Raw genomic sequence first — 21,139 nt, forward strand, 5'->3', positions numbered from 1 at the left:
CGGGAGGCGAATTCTACAGCGTTACTCGCTGCTGTCAACACCTCTTTTTCAACTTCCTTTCGGCTTCGATGACCTGAAGCAACCCGCTATCGAAAACTGCGTAACTCTTTGTTTATCAAGGAGTTTTTCGTTTCGACTGCGCCGGAAGTGGGGCGAATTATAGGCCTCCAGAATCTGCCGTCAAGCACTGATTTTCACAAATCTGTCATATAGATCAAAAAAGCCTCTAAAACAAAAAGGCCGACCCAATGGGTCGGCCTTCTACGCCCTTCTACTTACAAGCTAGGGAACGCGAACTGCGAAGCTTCATGGCTCGCACGCTGCGGCCAGCGCTGGGTGATGGCCTTGCGACGGGTGTAGAAACGCACGCCATCCGGGCCGTAGGCATGCAGGTCGCCGAACAGCGAACGCTTCCAGCCGCCGAAGCTGTGATAGGCGACCGGCACCGGCAACGGTACGTTGACGCCGACCATGCCGACTTCGATCTCGTCGCAGAACAACCGCGCCGCTTCGCCGTCACGGGTGAAGATGCAGGTGCCGTTGCCATACTCGTGATCGTTGATCAGTTGCATGGCTTCTTCCAGGCTGTTGACCCGAACAACGCACAGCACCGGCCCGAAGATCTCTTCTTTATAGATACGCATCTCTGGCGTGACGTTGTCGAACAGGCAACCACCCAGGAAGAAGCCTTCTTCATGACCGACCACGGTCAGGCCACGACCATCCACCACCAGCGTCGCGCCGGCGGCTACGCCGTCTTCTACATAACCGCTGACTTTGTCACGAGCCTGGCCAGTCACCAGTGGGCCCATGTCCAGACCGCAGGAAGTACCGGCACCGATTTTCAGCCCCTGGATTTGCGGAACCAGTTTGGCCACCAGAGCATCGGCGACCTGGTCACCGACACACACGGCCACGGAGATCGCCATGCAGCGCTCACCGCAAGAACCGTAAGCCGCGCCCATCAGTGCGCTGACGGCGTTGTCCAGATCCGCATCCGGCATCAGCACGGCGTGGTTCTTCGCACCACCCAGGGCCTGAACGCGCTTGCCGCGCTTGGTGCCTTCGGAGTAGATGTATTCGGCAATCGGCGTCGAACCGACAAAGCTCAGCGCCTTGACTTCCGGCGCTTCGATCAACGCATCCACCGCCGTCTTGTCGCCGTGCACCACGCTCAGTACGCCTTTAGGCAAGCCGGCTTCCAGCAGCAACTGGGCAATCAGCAGCGTCGAGCTCGGGTCACGCTCGGACGGCTTGAGGATGAAGCAGTTGCCGCAGACGATCGCCAGCGGGTACATCCACAGCGGCACCATGGCCGGGAAGTTGAATGGCGTGATACCGGCAACAACGCCCAACGGCTGGAAGTCAGACCAGGCATCGATGTTCGGGCCGACGTTGCGGCTGTACTCGCCCTTGAGGATTTCCGGAGCCGCGCAAGCGAACTCGACGTTCTCGATGCCGCGCTTCAGTTCACCGGCAGCATCTTCCAGGGTCTTGCCGTGCTCTTCGCTGATCAGTTGCGCGATACGTGCTTCGTTCTGCTCCAGCAGTTGCTTGAAGCGGAACATCACCTGGGCACGCTTGGCCGGCGGCGTGTTGCGCCAGGCCGGGAATGCAGCCTTGGCCGCGTCGATGGCGCTCTGGATGGTTTCGCGGGTCGCCAGCGGCAACTTGTGAATAGCCTGGCCGGTAGACGGGTTGAACACATCAACCGCGCGACCGTTCTCGGTCACCAGTTCGCCATTGATCAAATGCGGAATAACGCTCATGGAAGCTCCTGAAAAGTTGTCCACAGGCGCCCGTTCCCGGACGCCCGTTGCTTATAGGTATATAGAAGGAGAAATCAGTCGATCTTGCTCAGCACTTCGCCGACCGCGTCGAACAGACGATCCAGGTCCTGCGGCTTGCTGTTGAAGGTTGGGCCGAACTGCAGGGTGTCGCCGCCGAAGCGTACGTAGAACCCGGCTTTCCACAGCGCCATGCCGGCTTCGAACGGACGCACGATCGCATCGCCGTCACGTGGTGCGATCTGGATCGCACCGGCCAGGCCGAAGTTGCGGATGTCGATAATGTTCTTGGTGCCTTTGAGGCCATGCAGCGCGTTTTCGAAATGCGGTGCGACCTCAGCCACGCTCTGTACCAGGTTTTCCTTTTGCAGCAGGTCGAGTGCTGCCAGGCCCGCCGCGCAAGCCACCGGGTGTGCCGAATAGGTGTAGCCATGGGGGAACTCAACCGCGTATTCAGGCGTCGGCTGATTCATGAAGGTCTGGTAGATCTCGGAGCTGGCAATCACCGCGCCCATCGGGATCGCGCCGTTGGTGACTTGCTTGGCAATGCACATCAGGTCCGGGGTCACGCCGAAGGTGGTGGCGCCGAACATGGTGCCGGTACGGCCGAAACCGGTGATCACTTCGTCGAACACCAGCAGGATGTTGTGCTGGTCGCAGATTTCACGCAGACGCTTGAGGTAACCCTGTGGCGGAACCAGCACGCCAGCGGAACCGGCCAATGGCTCGACGAATACCGCCGCGATGTTCGACGCATCGTGCAGTTCGATCAGCTTGAGCAGTTCGTCAGCCAGGGCAATGCCACCCTGCTCCGGCATGCCACGAGAGTAGGCGTTGCTTGCCAGCAGGGTGTGCGGCAGGTGGTCGACGTCCATCATCGCCTGACCGAACAGTTTGCGGTTGCCGTTCACGCCGCCGAGGCTGGTGCCGGCGATGTTCACACCGTGGTAGCCACGGGCACGACCGATCATTTTGGTCTTGGTCGACTGGCCTTTCAGGCGCCAGTAGGCACGGACCATCTTCACCGCGGTGTCAGCGCACTCGGAGCCCGAGTCGGTGAAGAACACGTGGTTCAGGTTGCCCGGGGTCAGGTCGGTGATTTTCTCGGCCAGCTGGAACGACAGCGGATGACCGTACTGGAAGGCTGGCGAGTAATCGAGCGTGCCCAGTTGCTTGGCGACCGCTTCCTGGATTTCCTTGCGGGTGTGGCCGGCGCCACAGGTCCACAGGCCCGACAGCGAGTCATACACCTTGCGGCCCTTGTCGTCGGTCAGCCAGCTGCCTTCGGCGCCAACGATCAGGCGCGGGTCGCGCTGGAAGTTACGGTTGGCGGTGTAAGGCATCCAGTGAGCATCGAGCTTGAGCTGGCTGGCCAGCGAAGTCGGGGCGTTTTCAGGCAAGTTCATGGGCAAAACCTCGCAAGGCAATAAGCGGCGTAAGGATTGAAAACCGTTGTTGCAGCTAAATTGCCACGGGGATAAAGTCGGTGAAATGCAACTCTTCTAATGTTCAGTCAGCCATTCACTAAACTTTTGAGTAACCCGCATGAGCACTCGCCGTCCCGATCCGCTGGCCCAGGTCAGCGACTTTGATATTCGCCTGCTGAGGATCTTTCGCAGCGTGGTGGAATGCGGCGGCTTCTCCGCGGCGGAAACCGTGCTGGGCATCGGTCGCTCGGCGATCAGCCAGCAGATGAGCGATCTGGAGCAACGCCTCGGCCTGCGCCTGTGCCAACGGGGACGCGCCGGTTTTTCCCTGACCGAAGAAGGCCGCGAGGTCTATCAATCGGCGTTGCAACTGTTGAGTGCGCTGGAAAGCTTCCGCACCGAGGTCAACGGCCTGCACCAGCACTTGCGTGGCGAATTGATCATTGGCCTGACGGACAACCTGGTCACCCTGCCCCACATGCGCATCACCCATGCCCTCGCGCAGTTGAAAGAGCGCGGCCCGGACGTGCAGATCCAGATCCGCATGATCGCGCCCAATGAGGTCGAACAAGGCGTGCTCGACGGTCGCCTGCACGTCGGCGTGGTGCCGCAGGCCAGCGCGCTTTCCGGACTGGAATATCAACCGCTGTATAGCGAGCGATCTCTGTTGTACTGCGCGGTCGGCCATCCGCTGTTTTATGTCGACGACAAACAACTGGACGACGAGCGCCTGAACAGTCAGGACGCCATCGCCCCCACCTTCCGCTTGCCGGCGGAGATCCAGGCCCACTACCAGGCGCTCAATTGCACCGCCAGTGCCTCGGACCGCGAGGGTATGGCGTTCCTGATCCTGACCGGGCGCTATATCGGTTATCTGCCGGATCACTATGCCAGCCTCTGGGTTCAGCAAGGTCGTCTGCGCGCGCTGAAACCGAAAGCACGCTTTTATGACCTGAGCCTGGCGTCGGTCACACGCAAGGGCCGTCGCCCGCATCTGGTGCTGGAGAGTTTTCTCGAGAGCCTGGCCGCGACACGCTGAACAATCCTCCCCTGTAGGAGCTGCCGAAGGCTGCGATCCTTTGATCCTTGAAATCAAGATCAAAAGATCGCAGCCTTCGGCAGCTCCTACAGGGTTGTGGTGGTTTCGGTTTTACGCTATCAACGCACTGGCTGCACCCACCTACCTGTTCGGAAGTGCCTATGACCTTTGAAGTCCCAGCCCACGGCGGAAAACCCGTCAGCCGCATTCGTCAGAAGAACGAAGAGACCATCATCAAAGCCGCCGAAGACGAGTTCGCCCGTCACGGGTACAAAGGCACGAGCATGAACACCATCGCCCAGAACGCCGGGCTGCCCAAGGCAAACCTGCATTACTACTTCACCAACAAACTTGGTTTGTACGTGGCGGTGCTGAGCAACATCATCGAGTTGTGGGACAGCACCTTCAACACCCTCACCGCCGAGGATGATCCGACCGAGGCCTTGACCCGTTACATTCGCGCCAAAATGGAGTTCTCCCGCCGCCAGCCGCAAGCTTCGCGAATATTCGCCATGGAAGTCATCAGTGGCGGTGAGTGCCTGACCGAGTATTTCAACCAGGACTATCGCGCCTGGTTCCAGGGCCGTGCGGGCGTGTTCCAGGCCTGGATCGACGCCGGTAAAATGGACCCGGTCGACCCGGTGCACCTGATCTTCCTGTTGTGGGGCAGCACCCAGCATTACGCCGACTTCGCCACGCAGATCTGCCGCGTCACCGGGCGCACCAAGTTGACCAAGCAAGACATGGAAGACGCCGGGGACAACCTGATCCGCATCATTCTCAAGGGCTGCGGCCTGCAACCTGCCATCTAAATACATATGCCTTTTACCCTCAGCGGTTTTTGCGAATACCGCGAAGAGATTCGCAAGAGCCGCTTCATTACCTTCGCCGCGCCGATCTCCAGCCCGGCCGAGGCCCAGGCGTTCATTGAACAGCACAGTGACTTGAATGCCTCGCACAACTGCTGGGCATGGAAGCTCGGCGATCAATATCGCAGCACCGATGATGGCGAGCCCGGCGGCACGGCAGGTCGGCCGATTCTGGCGGCGATAGAGGCACAGGATTGTGATCAGGTCGCGGTGCTGGTGATTCGCTGGTATGGCGGCATCCAGCTGGGCACCGGCGGTCTCGCCCGGGCCTATGGCGGCGGTGCGAACAAATGCCTGCAAGCGGCGCCAAAGGTTGAGTTGATCAGCCGGGTGCCGTTGCGTTGCGCTTGCGGGTTTGCCGAACTGGCGTTGGTCAAGCTGCGGGTGGCGGAGGCAGGTGGACTGGTTGTGGATGAAAGCTTCACCGCCAATGGGGTCGAGTTGCAGTTGGCGGTAGGCGATGCGCAGATCGATACCTTGCAGTCACAGCTGGCCGATTTGAGTCGTGGACGTATTCTTTTGCAGCGCTGAAAACAAGAGCAAAAGATCGCAGCCTTCGGCAGCTCCTACAGAAGAGCACGACCCACATGTAGGAGCTGCCGAAGGCTGCGATCTTTTGGGGCACGCCGCTTTTCCACTTATTCCATATTTGCCCACATCTGCTGTGCACCCGGCTGTGGATAACCTGAGCACATACCGCTGTAACCCTTCTGTCATGCGGCTTTGCGGACTTTGCTCAATTTTCGTCCAATCTGCCATCAAGCGCATCAAATTCAAGTAAAAACAAACAGTTACAACGATTTATCACCTTTAGAAGAAAGCCACCCAGTGCTTATGCCCATGCCTTGAGCTTGCGCACAAATACTGTGGAGCAATCTGTGGATAACCCGTTCATGGCCGTCTCGGCACCCTGCACGGTATGGCTTGTGGTCGATTGATCATTTTTTAAGCAAAAGCCCACGAGCAAAATCGGGGCTTGATTTACACCCTTGCCCCCATCTGGTGCCGGGTTCTGCGTGGCTCATTTGAAAGCCGCGGGCTCAACACCTCGGCTCACAGGACTTGAAAATTTTCCTGACCTGATGGCCAGAAAATTGCTTTATCCACAGGCACAAGTCCAACAGCACCGAGCCTGTCATGCCCAATCACGCTCCAATCCCGGATCCGGTTCCGCGCCTGCAACTGCGCGCAATCACAAAACGCTACCCCGGTTGCCTGGCCAACGATGCCATCGACCTGACCATTGCCCCTGGCGAGATCCATGCCCTGCTTGGCGAAAACGGCGCGGGCAAAAGCACGCTGATGAAAATCATCTACGGCGTCACACAAGCCGATTCGGGCGAGGTGATCTGGCAGGGGCAGCGGGTGAGCCTGCGCAACCCGGCCCAGGCGCGAGGCCTGGGCATTGGCATGGTGTTCCAGCACTTCTCGCTGTTCGAAACCTTGAGCGTGGCGCAGAACATCGCCCTGGCCATGGGCGCGGCGGCAGGCACACCCAGACAACTTGAGCCGAAGATTCGCGAGGTGTCGCGACGCTATGGCATGGCGCTGGAACCGGAGCGACTTGTCCACAGCCTATCGATCGGGGAACGGCAACGGGTGGAAATCATTCGCTGCCTGATGCAGGACATCCGCCTGCTGATTCTCGATGAACCGACTTCGGTGCTGACGCCGCAAGAGGCCGACGACTTGTTCGTCACCCTGCGCCGGCTCGCCGCCGAGGGCTGCAGCATTTTGTTCATCAGCCACAAGCTCGGGGAAGTCCGCGCGTTGTGCCAGAGCGCGACGGTACTGCGCGGCGGGCGCGTGACCGGACATTGCGTGCCAGCCGACTGTACGGATCAGCAACTGGCGCGCCTGATGGTCGGTGAGGCGGCCGAGCTGAACGCGAACTACCCGAAGGTGGCCGGGGGTGATGCGTTCCTTGAGGTACGCGGATTGTCCTGGCACAACCCGGACCCGTTCGGGTGCTCGCTCAAGGACATCAACCTTGAAGTGCGCAGCGGCGAAATCGTCGGTATCGCCGGGGTCGCGGGCAATGGCCAGGACGAGCTGCTGGCTTTGCTCAGCGGCGAACAACGCCTCAATCGCAACGAAGGCGCAACCCTGCGCTTTGGTCAGGAACCGGTTGCCCATTTACACCCCGACGCACGTCGCAGACTTGGCCTGAGCTTCGTCCCTGCCGAACGCCTGGGCCATGGCGCGGTGCCAGAGTTGAGCCTGGCAGATAACGCGCTACTGACCGCTTTCCAGCAAGGGCTGGTGAGCAAGGGTCTGATCCGGCGCAGCAGAGTCGAAACGCTGGCCGAGGAAATCATCCGCCGTTTCGGGGTCAAGACACCCGATAGCCAGACCCCGGCCCGCAGCCTGTCCGGCGGCAACCTGCAGAAATTCATCCTCGGCCGGGAAATCCTTCAGCAACCCAGGCTGCTGGTCGCCGCGCACCCGACCTGGGGTGTGGACGTCGGCGCGGCCGCCACCATTCACCGCGCCTTGATTGCCTTGCGCGATGCCGGCGCGGCGATCCTGGTGATTTCCGAAGACCTCGACGAACTGTTCCAGATCAGCGACCGCCTCGGCGCCTTGTGCGGCGGCCGACTGTCGGCGCTCCACGCCACGGTCGATACGCGCCTGAGCGATGTCGGCGGCTGGATGGCCGGCCAGTTCGCTGCCCCTCAATCACTCGCATCCGCCACATGCTAACGGAGTGTCACATGCTGCTTTCTCTTGAACCCCGCGGCCAGCAATCGCGGCTGATGCTGTGGTGCTCGCCGTTGCTGGCGGCTGCGCTGACCTTGGGCTGTGGATCGTTGTTGTTCATCGCGCTCGGGCATGACCCGCTGCTGACCTTGCACACACTGCTGATCGCTCCGGTCAGCGACCTGTATGGCGTCTCTGAATTGTTGGTCAAAGCCCTGCCGATTCTGCTGTGCGCACTGGGCCTGGCCGTCGCCTACCAGGCGCGCATCTGGAACATCGGTGCCGAAGGTCAGCTGCTGCTCGGTGCATTGGCCGGCAGTGCGCTGGCAGTCAATATCATCGATATGCAAAGCCGCTGGGCGCTGGTGCTGATCCTGCTAACCGGCACCCTGGCCGGTGCCGCCTGGGCCGGCCTGGCCGCATGGTTGCGCACGCGCTTCAACGCCAATGAAATCCTGACCAGCATCATGCTCAACTACATCGCGCTGAACCTGTTGCTGTTCTGCGTTCACGGTCCGTTGAAGGATCCCGCCGGGTTCAATTTCCCCGAGTCAGCGATGTTCGGGGAGGCCAGCCGCTTGCCGCTCCTGATGGAGGATGGCCGGGGTCATGCCGGGGTGTATTTCGCCCTGCTCGCCTTGGTGGCGGTGTGGGTGCTGTTGCAGAAAAGCTTCGTCGGTTTCCAGATCAAGGTGCTCGGGCTGGACAAGCGGGCCGCCGGATTCGTCGGCTTTCGCGAGAAACATTTGATCTGGCTCGCGCTGTTGATCAGCGGCGGTCTGGCCGGCCTTGCCGGTGTGTGCGAAGTCACCGGGCCGATCGGTCAGTTGGTGCCGCAGGTCTCGCCGGGCTACGGCTATGCGGCGATCACCGTGGCGTTTCTCGGCCGCCTGAATCCGCTAGGGATCCTGTTTTCCAGCCTGTTGATGGCGCTGCTGTACATCGGCGGCGAAAGCGCACAAATGAGCCTGAACCTGCCGCAAGCGATCACCCAATTGTTCCAGGGCATGATGCTGTTTTTCCTGCTGGCCAGCGATGTGCTGATTCTCTACCGGCCGCGCCTGAACCTGCGCTGGACCCGCCGTGCCCAAGCCACCGCCGTACACGCAGGAGCGTTGTGATGGATATCGATCTGCTGAGCAATATTTTCTACGCCATGGTCCGCTGCGGTACGCCGTTGCTGTTGGTGGCGCTGGGGGAACTGATCTGCGAGAAAAGCGGCGTCCTCAATCTGGGCCAGGAAGGCATGATGCTGTTTGGCGCGGTGATCGGTTTCATCGTCGCGTTCAACACCGGGCACCTGTGGCTCGGCGTAGTGCTGGCGATGTTCGCCGGGATGCTGCTGTCATCGCTGTTTGCTCTGGTGGCGCTGGTGTTCAATGCCAATCAGGTGGCCACCGGTCTGGCCCTGACGATTTTCGGCGTGGGCCTGTCGACTTTTGTCGGTGCGGCCTGGGTCGGCAAGCCGCTGGCGGGTTTCGAACCCTTGGCGATTCCCTATCTGAGCGAGATCCCGCTAATCGGGCGGATGCTGTTTGCCCAGGACCTGTTGGTCTATCTGTCGTTCACACTGTTTGCGCTGGTGGCCTGGGTCATTCTGAAAAGCCGTGTCGGGCTGATCATTCAAGCCGTCGGGGAAAATCCCGCTGCCGCCAGTGCCATGGGTTTGCCGGTGTTGTCAGTACGTACGTTGGCGGTGTTGTTTGGTGGCGCCATGGCCGGATTGGCCGGGGCCTATCTGTCCCTGGCGTACACGCCGATGTGGGCGGAAAACATGAGCGCCGGGCGCGGCTGGATTGCCCTGGCGCTGGTGGTGTTTGCCAGTTGGCGGGTGTGGCGCCTGCTGCTCGGCGCGTACCTGTTCGGGCTCGCCAGCATCCTGCACCTGGTGGCGCAGGGATTGGGACTGGCGATTCCGTCGAGCCTGCTGGCGATGCTGCCGTATGTCGCGACCATTGTGGTACTGGTGCTGTTGTCACGGGATGCGCTGCGGACACGGTTGTATGCGCCGGTGTCGTTGGGGCAGCCGTGGCAGGCCGGGCATTAGGTGGTGACCGGGCCGGCGCCTTCGCGAGCAAGCCCGCTCCCACAGGGAGTTGGCGTGAACTCGGTCAAATGTGGGAGCGGGCTTGCTCGCGAAGGCGCCCGAACAGGCAACACCTGAGCAACGCCCCAAGCCAATTCAAACACCAGAAAAACCACCAGAATCGAACTCGCCCCCTGGATCAGGGCATAAGCCTGCCAGGCCGAGAACAGAAATCTGGCCACGGCGTCATACCGCCCGAAAACCTGCTGCGGATCACGAATCCGCAGCACCGACCATACGCAGACGATCGAGCCCAACAGATTCGCCATCAACATGTGCACCGGTTCGAACGGCGGCAACTCACCCGGCAAACTCAACGCCTGGCTCAGCGCAGTCAAAACCCCATGCAACGCTGCAAAACTCCACGGCGTGACAAACGCCATCGTCACCAACAAGTCATACCAGGCACTGCCTTGCACCAACCGGCGATATTGCGCTGCAGTCCACATCGTCATTGCTCCATCAATTCAGGGAGCAACAAGGCTAAAGCCTGGAGTATGCTCCAGGGTCAAGCCCCTTCGAGACGTCATGATGCGCATCGGTGAATTAGCCCGGGCCAGCGCCGTCAGCCGCGACACGCTGCGCTTCTACGAGCAACGCGGATTGATCGCGGCGCAACGCAGCGCCAACGGGTATCGCGACTATCCGCCAGACATGGTGCAACTGGTGCAGTACATCAAGACCGCTCAACGGCTGGGCTTTACCCTCGGCGAGATCGGCAACAGCGTCGCTGCAATCTGGCAGTCGCCCGACCCGGACAGCGCCGTCACGCAACTGCTGCAAGACAAACTCAAACTGATCGAAGCCCGCATGGCCGAACTCGGCGCGCTACGCGAAGAGTTGCAACAACGGCTCGGGCAACAGTGTCCATTGAATCCACGATCCTGAACTCTCAAGGAAGCCACTCATGTCCAAGGCAAAAACCGCACTCATCATCGGCGCCTCCCGAGGGCTCGGCCTCGGGCTGGTGAAAACCCTGCTGGCCGATGGCTGGCAAGTCACTGCCACCGTGCGCGACCCGCAAAAGGCCGAGGCCTTGCAGGCCCTGGGCAAGGTGCGGATCGAAAAACTCGACATGGACGATCAGCCAGCGGTGTCCGCCCTGAGCCAACAACTCAAGGGCGAGGTGTTTGACCTGTTGTTCGTCAATGCCGGGGTCAAGGGGCCGGATGTCCAGATACCCAACGGTGGCGCGACGATGGCCGACGTCGGTCAGTTGTTTTTCACCAACGCCGTGGCGCCGATCAACCTGGCCCAGCGTTTTGTCGAACAGATCCGCCCGGACAGCGGCGTGCTGGCGTTCATGAGTTCGGTGCTGGGCAGCGTGACCATGCCCGATGCGCCGGAGCTGGCGTTGTACAAAGCCAGCAAGGCGGCACTGAATTCCATGACCAACAGCTTCGTCACTCAGTTGGGCGATACAACGCTCACGGTCCTGTCGCTGCACCCGGGCTGGGTGAAGACCGACATGGGTGGTGAAGGCGCGGACATCGATGTCGAAACCAGTACCCGCGGCCTGGTTGATCAGGTGAATGCATATGTCGGCAAGGGCGGGCATCACTTCATCAATTACCGGGGTGAGACCATTCCCTGGTAATCACTGCCAACACACTACCCTGTGGGAGCGGGCTTGCCCGCGATGACGGCGGCACAACCAACAACGATTTGACTGACACACCGCTATCGCGAGCAAGCTCGCTCCCACAGGAGTTTTGTTGTCCTGTCGGACCGGGCTTGCCCATAACGGCGTTTTGATCGAAACTGCCCACCTCGCCTCCCCGGCGAACCTGGATCAGCAGACAGGGCAACACTGAGCTGGCAACCCTGAACCCAATTTTCAGAGGAGCCGGCCAACATGCCTGCGACCCGTACCTGGTTAAAAAATCCCCTCGCCATTTTCACCTCCAACGGTCTCGATGCCCGTGGCGGCCTGGTGCTGCAAGACGGTTTGATCGTCGAAGTGCTAGGCGCAGGCCAGCAACCTTGCGCGCCGTGCAATGAAGTGTTCGATGCTCGCGAGCATGTGATCCTGCCGGGCCTGATCAACACCCATCACCACTTCTATCAAACCCTGACCCGCGCCTGGGCGCCGGTGGTCAATCAGCCGCTGTTCCCGTGGCTGAAAACCCTGTACCCGGTCTGGGCACGCCTGACCCCGGAAAAACTCGCCCTCGCCACCAAGGTCGCACTGGCCGAATTGCTGCTGTCCGGCTGCACCACCGCCGCCGACCATCACTACCTGTTCCCGGAAGGTCTGGAAAATGCCATCGACGTGCAAGTCGAGAGCGTTCGCGAACTGGGCATGCGCGCCATGCTCACCCGCGGCTCCATGAGCCTCGGTGAAAAGGACGGTGGCCTGCCGCCGCAACAGACCGTGCAGGAAGGCGAAGTGATCCTCGCCGACAGCCAGCGGCTGATCGCCGAGTACCACGAACGCGGTGATGGCGCGCAAATCCAGATCGCCCTGGCACCCTGCTCGCCGTTCTCGGTGACCCCGGAAATCATGTCGGCCAGTGCCGAACTGGCGAACAAACTCGACGTGCGCCTGCACACCCACCTGGCAGAAACCCTCGACGAAGAAGATTTCTGCCTGCAACGCTTCGGCCTGCGCACCGTGGATTATCTGGACAGCGTCGGCTGGCTCGGCCCACGTACCTGGCTGGCCCATGGCATCCATTTCAACCCGGACGAGATCGCCCGCCTCGGCGCCGCCGGAACCGGTATCTGCCATTGCCCGAGTTCGAACATGCGCCTGGCCTCGGGCATCTGCCCGAGCATCGAATTGACTGACGCCGGCGCCCTGCTGGGTCTGGGCGTGGACGGTTCGGCCTCCAACGATGCCTCGAACATGATGCTCGAAGCGCGCCAGGCCCTGTACATCCAGCGCCTGCGCTACGGCGCCGAGAAGATCACCCCGGAACGCGTGCTCGGCTGGGCGACCAAAGGTTCGGCCAGTCTGTTGGGACGTACCGATATCGGCGAGTTGGCAGTAGGCAAGCAGGCCGACCTGGCGCTGTTCAAGCTGGATGAACTGCGCTTCTCCGGCAGCCATGATCCGGTCTCGGCCCTGCTGCTGTGCGGCGCCGATCGCGCGGACCGGGTGATGGTCGGCGGTAAGTGGCGAGTGATTGACGGGCAGGTCGAGGGGCTGGACCTGAAGGGCTTGATTGCCGATCACAGCCAGGCGGCGCGACAGTTGATTGCCGGGACCTGACACAACACCGTTTAAAACTGTGGGAGCGGGCTTGCTCGCGAAAGCGGAGTGTCAGTCACATGAGTATTGACTGGTACGACGCCTTCTGGAGCAAGCCCGCTCCCACATTGGTTTTGTGGGGGCCTTCAGAGTCCCAGCAGCGACAACATGATAAACGTCGCAAACAACACGAAATGCGTCATCCCTTCGATGGCGTTGGTTTCTCCATCGTTGAGATTGATCGCGCTGACGATCAGGGTGAGAAACACCATCACGGTCTGCACCGGGGTCATGGCCATCTGGAATGGCTGGCCGGTATAGAGCGCCATCGCCTCCATCACCGGCACCGTCAGGATCACCGTCGACAGTGACGCGCCCATGGCGATGTTGACCACCGACTGCATGCGGTTGGCCAGTGCCGCGCGCAACGCGGTCAAGATCTCCGGCGCCGCAGAGATCGCCGCCACCAGGATCGCCGTAATCACCGGCGGTGCCCCCGTTCCTTCCAGCCCCAGATCGAGGGTCCTGGACATCACTTCGGCCAGTGCGCCAATCACCACCACCCCGAACACCAAGGTGCCGATACTCAGCACCAGATTGACCGGCTGCGGTTCCGCGCCGGGCTCCTTCCGGCGGCGCTTGTCCGGGTAGCTGTAGCTGAAAAAATAACTGTGCGGCCCGACCTGCATGCGCAGGAACAAGGCGTAGAGCACCACCATCGTGCCGATGGTAAAGGCCGAATAGAGCTTCCATCGCGCTTCGGGAATGAACTCCGGCACCACCATCGAGACCCCCATGGCGGTGAGAATCATCACGCTGTAACTGCGCGCCGAATCGTCGTTATAGGACTGTTCGCCATGCTTGAGCCCGCCCATCAACGCCGCGAGGCCCAGGATGCCATTGATGTCGAGCATCACCGCCGAGTAGATCGTATCGCGCACCAGCGTGGCCGAGGCTTCGTTGCTCATCATGATCGCCAGGATCACCACTTCCACCAGCACGGCGGCCAGGGTCAGGATCATCGTGCCGTAGGGATCACCAACCTTCTCCGCCAGCAACTCGGCCTGATGGGCAACGCGCATGGAGGCGGCGACGATGAAGGCGATCAGCACCAACCCGCTGATCAATGCGATGCCCTGGCCGCTGTGCAGCATCCAGTGCTCCAGCGGATAGGCCACGCACGCGGCGATCAACGCCAACAGCAGGAAGCCTTCTTGCTTGAGGGTGGTGAGCATGGCGAGCCTTTTTGCCGAGTGGTGCCGATGAGCTACTGACTGCGGGGTGGCGTTAACGTTTCGTTTTACCTTAGCGCACCAGAGGGTGGCGTGAGGTTGGGCAGATGCACTGCGTTGGTTCCGGTGTTGAAAAAGATCGCAGCCTTCGGCAGCTCCTACAGAGCTACGCGAAGCCATGCAGGAGCTGCCGAAGGCTGCGATCTTTTGGTTTTGTTGTCCGGTTGGTCAGCCATTTGCATTGCCCCTGCCAACCACAGAACAAAATGGAGCTCCAATTCATGCACAACCGTCCGTTGAAGAAGCTGCTTTGCGCCGTTACCGCCGCCATCGGCCTCGGCGCCAGCCTGAGTGCCAGTGCCAACGACCCGCTGAAAGTCGGCTTCGTCTACATCGGCCCGATCGGCGACCACGGCTGGACCTATCAGCATGAACAGGGACGCAAGGAGCTCGCGGCAAAATTCGGCCCGCAGATCACCACCAACTACGTGGAGAACGTCGCCGAAGGGGCCGACGCCGAGCGGGTGATCCGCAACATGGCCAAGGACAAATACGACCTGATCTTCACCACCTCCTTCGGCTACATGAACCCGACCGTGAAAGTCGCCAGGCAGTTTCCCCAGGTGACCTTCGAACACGCCACCGGCTACAAGCAGGACAAGAACCTCGGCACCTACCTGGCACGCACCTATGAAGGTCGCTACGTCGGTGGCTTCCTCGCGGCGAAGATGACCAAGACCAAAAAAATCGGGTATGTCGCCTCGTTCCCGATCCCGGAGGTGATCCGCGACATCAACGCCATCCAGCTGGCCCTGAACAAATACAACCCCGGTACCGAAATCAAGGTGGTGTGGGTCAACTCCTGGTTCGATCCGGGCAAGGAAGCGGATGCCGCCAATGCGCTGATCGACCAGGGCGTGGACGTGGTGTTCCAGCACACCGACAGCCCGGCGCCGATCCAGGCCGCCGAACGTCGCGGCGTGTATGCGGTGGGCTACGCTTCGGACATGGCGCACTTCGGGCCGAAGGCGGTGCTGACCTCCATCGTCAACGACTGGGGGCCGCACTACATTCAGGCAGCCCAAAGCCTGATCGATCATGACTGGAAGTCCCAGGACTACTGGGGCGGCTTGAAAGAGGGCACGGTTGAGCTGCCGATCAGCGACCTGGTGCCGGCAGCGGTGAAAAGCGAAGCCGAACAGCTCATCGCCAATATCAAGAGCGGTACGCTGCAGCCGTTCACCGGGCCGATCAAGGATCAGGCCGGCGTCGAAAAAATCCCGGCGGGGGTGAGCGCGACCACGGCGGAACTGGCGTCGATGAACTACTACGTGGAAGGCATGAAGGCGGAAATACCGAAGTAACACACATCCCCTGTAGGAGCTGCCGCAGGCTGCGATCTTTTGATCTTGCTTTTAAAAGATCGCAGCCTGCGGCAGCTCCTACATTGGAAATTCAGCGTTTTCAAGGACTGCGCATGAACCCACTTCCCATCATCGACATCGCCCCGCTCTACAGCGACGACCAGAACGCCTGGCCAGCCGTGGCCGCACACATCGACCACGCCTGCCGCGAGTGGGGTTTCTTCTACATCAAGGGCCATCCAATCAGTGCCGTCCGCATCGACGCCCTGCTCGACCACGCCAGACGCTTCTTCGCCCAACCCGCCGCCGAAAAACTCAAGATCGACATCACCCAGAGCCGTCATCATCGCGGCTACGGCGCCATCGCCACCGAACAGCTGGACCCGAGCAAACCCAGCGACCTCAAGGAAACTTTCGACATGGGCCTGCACCTGCCGGCCGACCACCCTGACGTACTGGCGGAAAAACCCTTGCGCGGCCCCAATCGCCACCCGTCCCTGCCCGGTTGGGAAGCGCTGATGGAGCAACACTACGTCGACATGCAGGCCCTCGCACAAACGCTGTTGCGGGCAATGACCATTGCGCTGGGGATTGAGCGCGACTTCTTCGACACTCGCTTCAATGACCCGGTCAGCGTGTTGCGCCTGATCCACTACCCGCCGCGTCACACGGCCAGCTCCACCGAGCAGCAAGGCGCCGGCGCCCATACCGACTACGGCTGCATCACCCTGCTCTATCAGGACGCCGCCGGTGGCTTGCAGGTACGCAACGTCAAAGGCGAATGGATCGACGCGCCACCGATCGACGGTACGTTCGTGGTCAACCTCGGCGACATGATGGCGCGCTGGAGCAACGACCGTTACCTGTCGACGCCGCACCGGGTGATCAGCCCGCTCGGCGTGGATCGCTATTCGATGCCGTTCTTCGCCGAGCCGCATCCGGATACCCGCATCGAATGCCTGCCCGGTTGTCAGGATGCATTGCACCCGGCGAAATACCCGGCCACCACCTGCGCCGGGTTCCTGCTCTCGCGCTTCGCCGACACCTACGCTTATCGACGGGAACAGGAAGCAGTGTGATGAACCGCCTGGTCAGGTTTTACCAATTGTTGCGGAAACCCTCTGTAGAATGGCGACCATTGCACCTGATGAGAAAAGAATCATGTATGACTGGCTGAACGCCCTGCCCAAGGCAGAATTGCACCTGCACCTGGAAGGTTCGCTGGAACCCGAGCTGTTGTTCGCCCTGGCCGAGCGCAACAAGATTGCCTTGCCATGGAGCGACGTCGAAACCTTGCGCAAGGCGTATGCCTTCAACAACCTGCAGGAGTTCCTCGACCTGTATTACCGGGGTGCCGACGTACTGCGCACGTCCCAGGATTTCTATGACCTGACCTGGGCATATCTGCTGCGCTGCAAAGAGCAGAACGTGATTCACACCGAACCGTTCTTCGACCCGCAGACCCACACCGACCGAGGTATCCCCTTCGAAGTGGTGCTCAACGGCATCGCCGCCGCGCTGAAGGATGGCGAGCAGCAACTGGGCATCACCAGCGGTTTGATCCTGAGCTTCCTGCGCCATCTGAGCGAAGACCAAGCACAGAAAACCCTCGACCAGGCGCTGCCGTTCCGCGATGCGTTCGTCGCCGTGGGCCTGGACAGTTCGGAGATGGGCCACCCACCGAGCAAGTTCCAGCGCGTGTTCGACCGTGCCCGTCACGAAGGCTTCCTGACCGTCGCCCACGCCGGTGAAGAAGGCCCGCCCGAGTACATCTGGGAAGCCATCGACCTGCTGAAAATCCAGCGCATCGACCATGGCGTACGCGCCATCGAAGACGAGCGCCTGATGCAGCGGATCATTGACGAGCAGATCCCGCTGACCGTGTGCCCTCTGTCGAACACCAAGTTGTGCGTGTTCGATCACATGTCGCAGCACAACATTCTCGACATGCTGGAACGCGGTGTGAAAGTGACCGTGAACTCCGATGACCCGGCGTACTTCGGCGGTTATGTCACGGAGAACTTCCATGCCCTGCACACTCACCTGGGCATGACCCAGGACCAGGCCAGACGCCTGGCGCAGAACAGTCTCGATGCGCGGTTGGTGAAACCCTAAGGGGCAAACGCAAACCGTGTAGGAGCTGGCTTGCCAGCGATGCTGGATGGGAGGCCGCCATCGCTGGCAAGCCGGCGCCTACAACGCCATTTCCAGCTCGGTTTCCAGGGCAAAGCGATGAATTTCGCGTTGCCCGGAGGCCGTCACCTGCAAGGCCCGGGAATCGTTGGGCAGGCTCAGCCACCCCGACTGCATGAACAGCTGCAACAAAGCGGCCCCCAGCGAGCCGCCCATGTGCGGGCGTCTTTCGCTCCAGTCAGGGCACGCGCAGGCAACCCTGCCGTTGTGATGGGCCAGCGCCTGGATGAACACACCCCGTGCCGCCAACTCCGTCGCGCCCTTGAGCGTGACCGTGACCCGCTGATCCGAATGTTCGATCCAGCCCGCTTCCAGCAGTCGCTGATACAGGTCGGCGGACAGGGTACCCCCCAAGTGATCGTCGCACAGCCGGGCACTCAGCAATGACGAGCGCACTGCCCGGGGTTTGACGAGTGGCGCATTGCGCTTGAATACCTCCGGAATATCCTGGGGCGCGCTGGCGAAGGTCGCGCTGGCCAGCGCCTCGATTGCCGCCCCGACCTCGGGGGCAGCCAGGCGGAAGAAGCGTTTGCGGCCACGGTTTTCAACCCTTAACAGACCTCCAGCGGACAAACGTCCCAGGTGTGCACTGGCCGAAGACGGTGACAGGCCGGCCAGCAATGCCAACTCTTCGGTTGCTCGCGCCGAACCATCCATCAAGGCCCACATCATTGCGCTGCGCTTTGGGTCAGCCAGCAAAGTGGCGATCTGGCTGATGCAAGGTGCATGTTCCATGTATTCACTCCCTGTTGAATCGTTTCGTCTTCTGACCAGAAACATCTTGACCAGTAATGTGTCGTCGGCCAATCCGCGGAAACTGCCAAGAATCCGGCAACGCCTTGCTCACCCATCAGCGCTGCCTGGCCGATACCGCGAAGGCCAGAAGGATGACCGTGCTGCCGGGCCGACTCGAACGTGGACCCGCCATGGGGGGATCGACGCTACTGACATGATGAGGGCGCTAGTATATGCGGGTTGGTCGGCGGATCCTGTCCTCCGCCCGGCATAGGTGGTGATCGTTCCTGAGGGAAATTTCTCTTTTTTTGTGCGACTAATCAGCGATATCCGAAAAACCCGGAAATTGACTGCTCAACAGGGCGCATCGGCTGACAAGCATTTCGCGCAACAGGTTCACCGGCTTACTCAATTGTGCGCGATGGGCGCACAACAGATTCAACGGTGCGCGCTCGCAGAGCAGTTCCGGCATCAGCACCTTCAAGCGGCCGGCCAGTACATCGGCGGCGACATCGAGCCAGGATTTGTAGGCGATCCCGGCACCGGCCACGGCCCAAAGCCGAACGACATCGGCATCGTCACTGAAGCGATCGCCGCTGACGGTCAGGCTGACTTCGCGTTTGCCGTCGTGAAAACTCCAGTGATCGTGGACCCTGCTGCCGAGCATGTACAACAGGCAATTGTGCTGTGCCAGTTGCTCAAGGTGCCGCGGTTCGCCGTGGCGAGCCAGATAGTCGGGAGCGGCGCACAACACCCGGCGGTTCTGCGGGGCGATGGGCAGCGCTACCAGGCTGGAGTCCTCCGGTTCACCGTAGCGCAAGGCAATGTCTACCGGCTGGCGGAACAGGTCGGCAATGCGATCCCCCAGCAGCAGGCGCACGGTCAGTTTCGGATGCTCGCGCTGAAACTGGTCAAGCCAGGGCAACAGCAGATGGCGGCCAAAGTCCGACGGCGCCGACAGTTGCAGAACCCCGCTGACCTGGTCCTGACCGCTGGCCAGTAATCGCCGGCCCTCGTCGAGATTGCTCAGGGCCGCGCGGGCATATTCGAGAAAGCCCTCGCCTTCGGCGGTCAGGCGCAAGCTGCGGGTCGAGCGGGCCAATAGACGGGCGCCGAGTTGCCGTTCGATGCGCTTGAGCGCTGCACTGGCCACCGCCGCCGACATGTCCATGCCCCGCGCGGCGGCGGACAGACTGCCCAGGTCCGCCGCCCGGACAAACAACTGCAGGTCATCGAAACGCAGCATCAAAAGCACCGATTATCAAAAAAATATTGAAAGAGACTGCTCTTTTAGCCGGTTTTATCTTCAGGAGAAATAGCCAATCATCCCCCCCATCGAATCACTTCTTTTATTAGTGTTCAGGAGTCGCCCATGAAAGCCATTGCCTACTACGCCTCGTTACCGATCAGTGACGACAAAGCCCTGCAAGACATCGAGCTGCCGGAGCCGGTTGCCGGACCTCGCGACTTGCTGGTGGAAGTCAAAGCCATCTCGGTCAACCCGGTGGACACCAAGGTGCGCCAGAACGTCCAGCCCGAAGGCGGTGCGGCCAAGGTGCTGGGCTGGGACGTGGCTGGCGTGGTCAAGGCCGTGGGCAGTGACGTGACGCTGTTCTCGGTCGGCGACAAGGTGTTTTACGCCGGCTCCATCGCCCGGGCGGGCGGCAACAGCGAGTTGCATGTGGTGGATGAACGCATCGTCGGCCACATGCCCAAGACCCTTGGTTTCGCCGAGGCCGCCGCCCTGCCGCTGACCGCGATCACGGCCTGGGAACTGTTGTTCGAACGCCTGCAAGTGCGCGAAAGCAAAACCGACGAAGGCCAGAGCCTGTTGATCGTCGGCGCGGCAGGTGGCGTGGGCTCGATTCTTACGCAACTGGCTCATCAGCTGACGGCCCTGAAAGTCATCGGCACCGCTTCGCGTGCGCAGACCCAAAGCTGGGTGAAAGAGTTGGGTGCCGATCTGGTGATCGACCATGGCCAGCCACTGAGCGAAGCACTCAAGCGCGCCGGTGTGGATCAGGTCACCCACGTCGCCAGCCTGACCCAGACCGACCTGCACCTGGACCAACTGGTCGAGGCGTTGGCGCCCCAAGGCAAGCTGGCGCTGATCGATGACCCCAAGTCGCTGGACGTGACCAAGCTCAAGCGCAAGAGCCTGTCACTGCACTGGGAGTTCATGTACACCCGTTCGCTGTTTGAAACCGCGGACATGATCGAGCAGCACAACCTGCTCAATCGCGTCGCCTGGCTGATCGATGCCGGGACACTGAAAACCACAGTGGGCGAACACTTCGGCACGATCAACGCGGCCAATTTGCGTCGTGCCCATGCCCTGCTGGAAAGCGGCAAGGCCAAGGGCAAGATTGTGCTGGAAGGGTTTTGAAACGCTGAAAAAAACCCTTCCTGATTTCATTGTTTCTGCGTTTTTTCGTCTGCGACCGGAGCGTTCCGGTCACAGACACCCCCTGTGGACGCCCTCGAAAAGTCGTGTTTTTTTTAGTTACAAACCGT

Annotated in this window: 19 protein-coding genes; 13 read left to right on the forward strand and 6 right to left on the reverse strand. The window is 61.0% G+C overall.

Annotated features, from left to right (window positions below; translation table 11 throughout):
- Positions 1 to 275: 275 nt before the first annotated feature.
- Positions 276 to 1,769 (reverse strand): CoA-acylating methylmalonate-semialdehyde dehydrogenase, encoded by a 1,494-nt coding sequence (locus tag C9422_RS24220; RefSeq protein ID WP_116582400.1) that lies wholly within the window; start codon positions 1,767 to 1,769, stop codon positions 276 to 278.
- A 74-nt stretch (positions 1,770 to 1,843) separates the two neighbouring features.
- Positions 1,844 to 3,193: an aspartate aminotransferase family protein gene (locus tag C9422_RS24225; protein WP_116582401.1), complete on the reverse strand. Its 1,350-nt coding sequence runs from the start codon at positions 3,191 to 3,193 to the stop codon at positions 1,844 to 1,846.
- 139 nt (positions 3,194 to 3,332) lie between these two features.
- Between C9422_RS24225 and C9422_RS24230 the strand changes: the two genes are divergently transcribed.
- The 6 genes from C9422_RS24230 to C9422_RS24255 all read left to right on the forward strand — a co-directional run bounded on the left by C9422_RS24230 (position 3,333) and on the right by C9422_RS24255 (position 9,869).
- Positions 3,333 to 4,253 carry a LysR family transcriptional regulator gene (locus C9422_RS24230; protein ID WP_102702270.1) on the forward strand — a complete coding sequence of 307 codons (921 nt, stop codon included), beginning with the start codon at positions 3,333 to 3,335 and terminating at the stop codon, positions 4,251 to 4,253.
- A gap of 161 nt (positions 4,254 to 4,414) precedes the next feature.
- The gene (locus tag C9422_RS24235; RefSeq protein WP_116582402.1) at positions 4,415 to 5,065 is read left to right on the forward strand and encodes a TetR/AcrR family transcriptional regulator; all 651 of its coding nucleotides are present in this window, start codon (positions 4,415 to 4,417) and stop codon (positions 5,063 to 5,065) included.
- 6 nt (positions 5,066 to 5,071) lie between these two features.
- Entirely contained in the window at positions 5,072 to 5,653 is a 582-nt protein-coding gene (locus C9422_RS24240; protein WP_015093345.1) for a YigZ family protein, read from the forward strand.
- Positions 5,654 to 6,259: 606 nt separating this feature from the next.
- Complete coding sequence (locus tag C9422_RS24245) at positions 6,260 to 7,825, forward strand: ABC transporter ATP-binding protein (RefSeq protein WP_116582403.1); 1,566 nt, start codon at positions 6,260 to 6,262, stop codon at positions 7,823 to 7,825.
- Positions 7,826 to 7,836: 11 nt separating this feature from the next.
- Complete coding sequence (locus C9422_RS24250; RefSeq protein WP_116582404.1) at positions 7,837 to 8,943, forward strand: ABC transporter permease; 1,107 nt, start codon at positions 7,837 to 7,839, stop codon at positions 8,941 to 8,943.
- Positions 8,943 to 9,869 (forward strand): ABC transporter permease, encoded by a 927-nt coding sequence (locus tag C9422_RS24255; RefSeq protein WP_116582405.1) that lies wholly within the window; start codon positions 8,943 to 8,945, stop codon positions 9,867 to 9,869. Before C9422_RS24250 ends, C9422_RS24255 begins: the two co-directional genes overlap by 1 nt.
- Here C9422_RS24255 and C9422_RS24260 read toward each other — a convergent pair.
- Complete coding sequence (locus C9422_RS24260) at positions 9,866 to 10,357, reverse strand: hypothetical protein (protein WP_116582406.1); 492 nt, start codon at positions 10,355 to 10,357, stop codon at positions 9,866 to 9,868. The two genes, C9422_RS24255 and C9422_RS24260, sit on opposite strands and share 4 nt — an antisense overlap.
- Positions 10,358 to 10,439: 82 nt before the next feature.
- Here C9422_RS24260 and C9422_RS24265 point away from each other — a divergent pair, with 82 nt between their 5' ends.
- The 3 genes from C9422_RS24265 (at position 10,440) to C9422_RS24275 (ending at position 13,122) form a co-directional block, all read left to right on the forward strand.
- Positions 10,440 to 10,796, forward strand: coding sequence for a MerR family transcriptional regulator (locus C9422_RS24265; protein ID WP_116582487.1), 357 nt, complete (start codon positions 10,440 to 10,442; stop codon positions 10,794 to 10,796).
- Positions 10,797 to 10,815: 19 nt separating this feature from the next.
- Positions 10,816 to 11,505 (forward strand): SDR family oxidoreductase, encoded by a 690-nt coding sequence (locus tag C9422_RS24270; RefSeq protein ID WP_116582407.1) that lies wholly within the window; start codon positions 10,816 to 10,818, stop codon positions 11,503 to 11,505.
- 258 nt (positions 11,506 to 11,763) lie between these two features.
- Positions 11,764 to 13,122 carry an 8-oxoguanine deaminase gene (locus C9422_RS24275; protein WP_007971866.1) on the forward strand — a complete coding sequence of 453 codons (1,359 nt, stop codon included), beginning with the start codon at positions 11,764 to 11,766 and terminating at the stop codon, positions 13,120 to 13,122.
- Positions 13,123 to 13,247: 125 nt separating this feature from the next.
- Here the strand turns inward: C9422_RS24275 and C9422_RS24280 are convergent, their stop codons facing one another.
- Complete coding sequence (locus tag C9422_RS24280) at positions 13,248 to 14,336, reverse strand: calcium:proton antiporter (protein ID WP_116582408.1); 1,089 nt, start codon at positions 14,334 to 14,336, stop codon at positions 13,248 to 13,250.
- A gap of 278 nt (positions 14,337 to 14,614) precedes the next feature.
- On the opposite strand from C9422_RS24280, the gene C9422_RS24285 reads away from it, so the two are divergent.
- The 3 genes from C9422_RS24285 to C9422_RS24295 all read left to right on the forward strand — a co-directional run bounded on the left by C9422_RS24285 (position 14,615) and on the right by C9422_RS24295 (position 17,812).
- Positions 14,615 to 15,697, forward strand: coding sequence for a BMP family ABC transporter substrate-binding protein (locus tag C9422_RS24285; protein ID WP_116582409.1), 1,083 nt, complete (start codon positions 14,615 to 14,617; stop codon positions 15,695 to 15,697).
- A gap of 113 nt (positions 15,698 to 15,810) precedes the next feature.
- Positions 15,811 to 16,776: an isopenicillin N synthase family oxygenase gene (locus C9422_RS24290; RefSeq protein ID WP_116582410.1), complete on the forward strand. Its 966-nt coding sequence runs from the start codon at positions 15,811 to 15,813 to the stop codon at positions 16,774 to 16,776.
- Positions 16,777 to 16,858: 82 nt separating this feature from the next.
- On the forward strand, positions 16,859 to 17,812 hold the full coding sequence (locus tag C9422_RS24295) for an adenosine deaminase (protein WP_116582411.1): 954 nt from the start codon (positions 16,859 to 16,861) through the stop codon (positions 17,810 to 17,812).
- 78 nt (positions 17,813 to 17,890) lie between these two features.
- On the opposite strand, the gene C9422_RS24300 is transcribed toward C9422_RS24295, so the two are convergent.
- Entirely contained in the window at positions 17,891 to 18,625 is a 735-nt protein-coding gene (locus tag C9422_RS24300) for a helix-turn-helix transcriptional regulator (RefSeq protein WP_007971857.1), read from the reverse strand.
- A 316-nt stretch (positions 18,626 to 18,941) separates the two neighbouring features.
- Positions 18,942 to 19,871: a LysR family transcriptional regulator gene (locus tag C9422_RS24305; RefSeq protein WP_116582412.1), complete on the reverse strand. Its 930-nt coding sequence runs from the start codon at positions 19,869 to 19,871 to the stop codon at positions 18,942 to 18,944.
- 126 nt (positions 19,872 to 19,997) lie between these two features.
- Between C9422_RS24305 and C9422_RS24310 the strand changes: the two genes are divergently transcribed.
- Complete coding sequence (locus C9422_RS24310; protein WP_116582413.1) at positions 19,998 to 21,011, forward strand: zinc-binding alcohol dehydrogenase family protein; 1,014 nt, start codon at positions 19,998 to 20,000, stop codon at positions 21,009 to 21,011.
- Positions 21,012 to 21,139: the final 128 nt, after the last annotated feature.

This window comes from Pseudomonas sp. B1(2018), from assembly GCF_003097365.1.
In the GTDB taxonomy this organism is placed as follows: Bacteria; Pseudomonadota; Gammaproteobacteria; order Pseudomonadales; family Pseudomonadaceae; genus Aquipseudomonas; species Aquipseudomonas laurylsulfatiphila.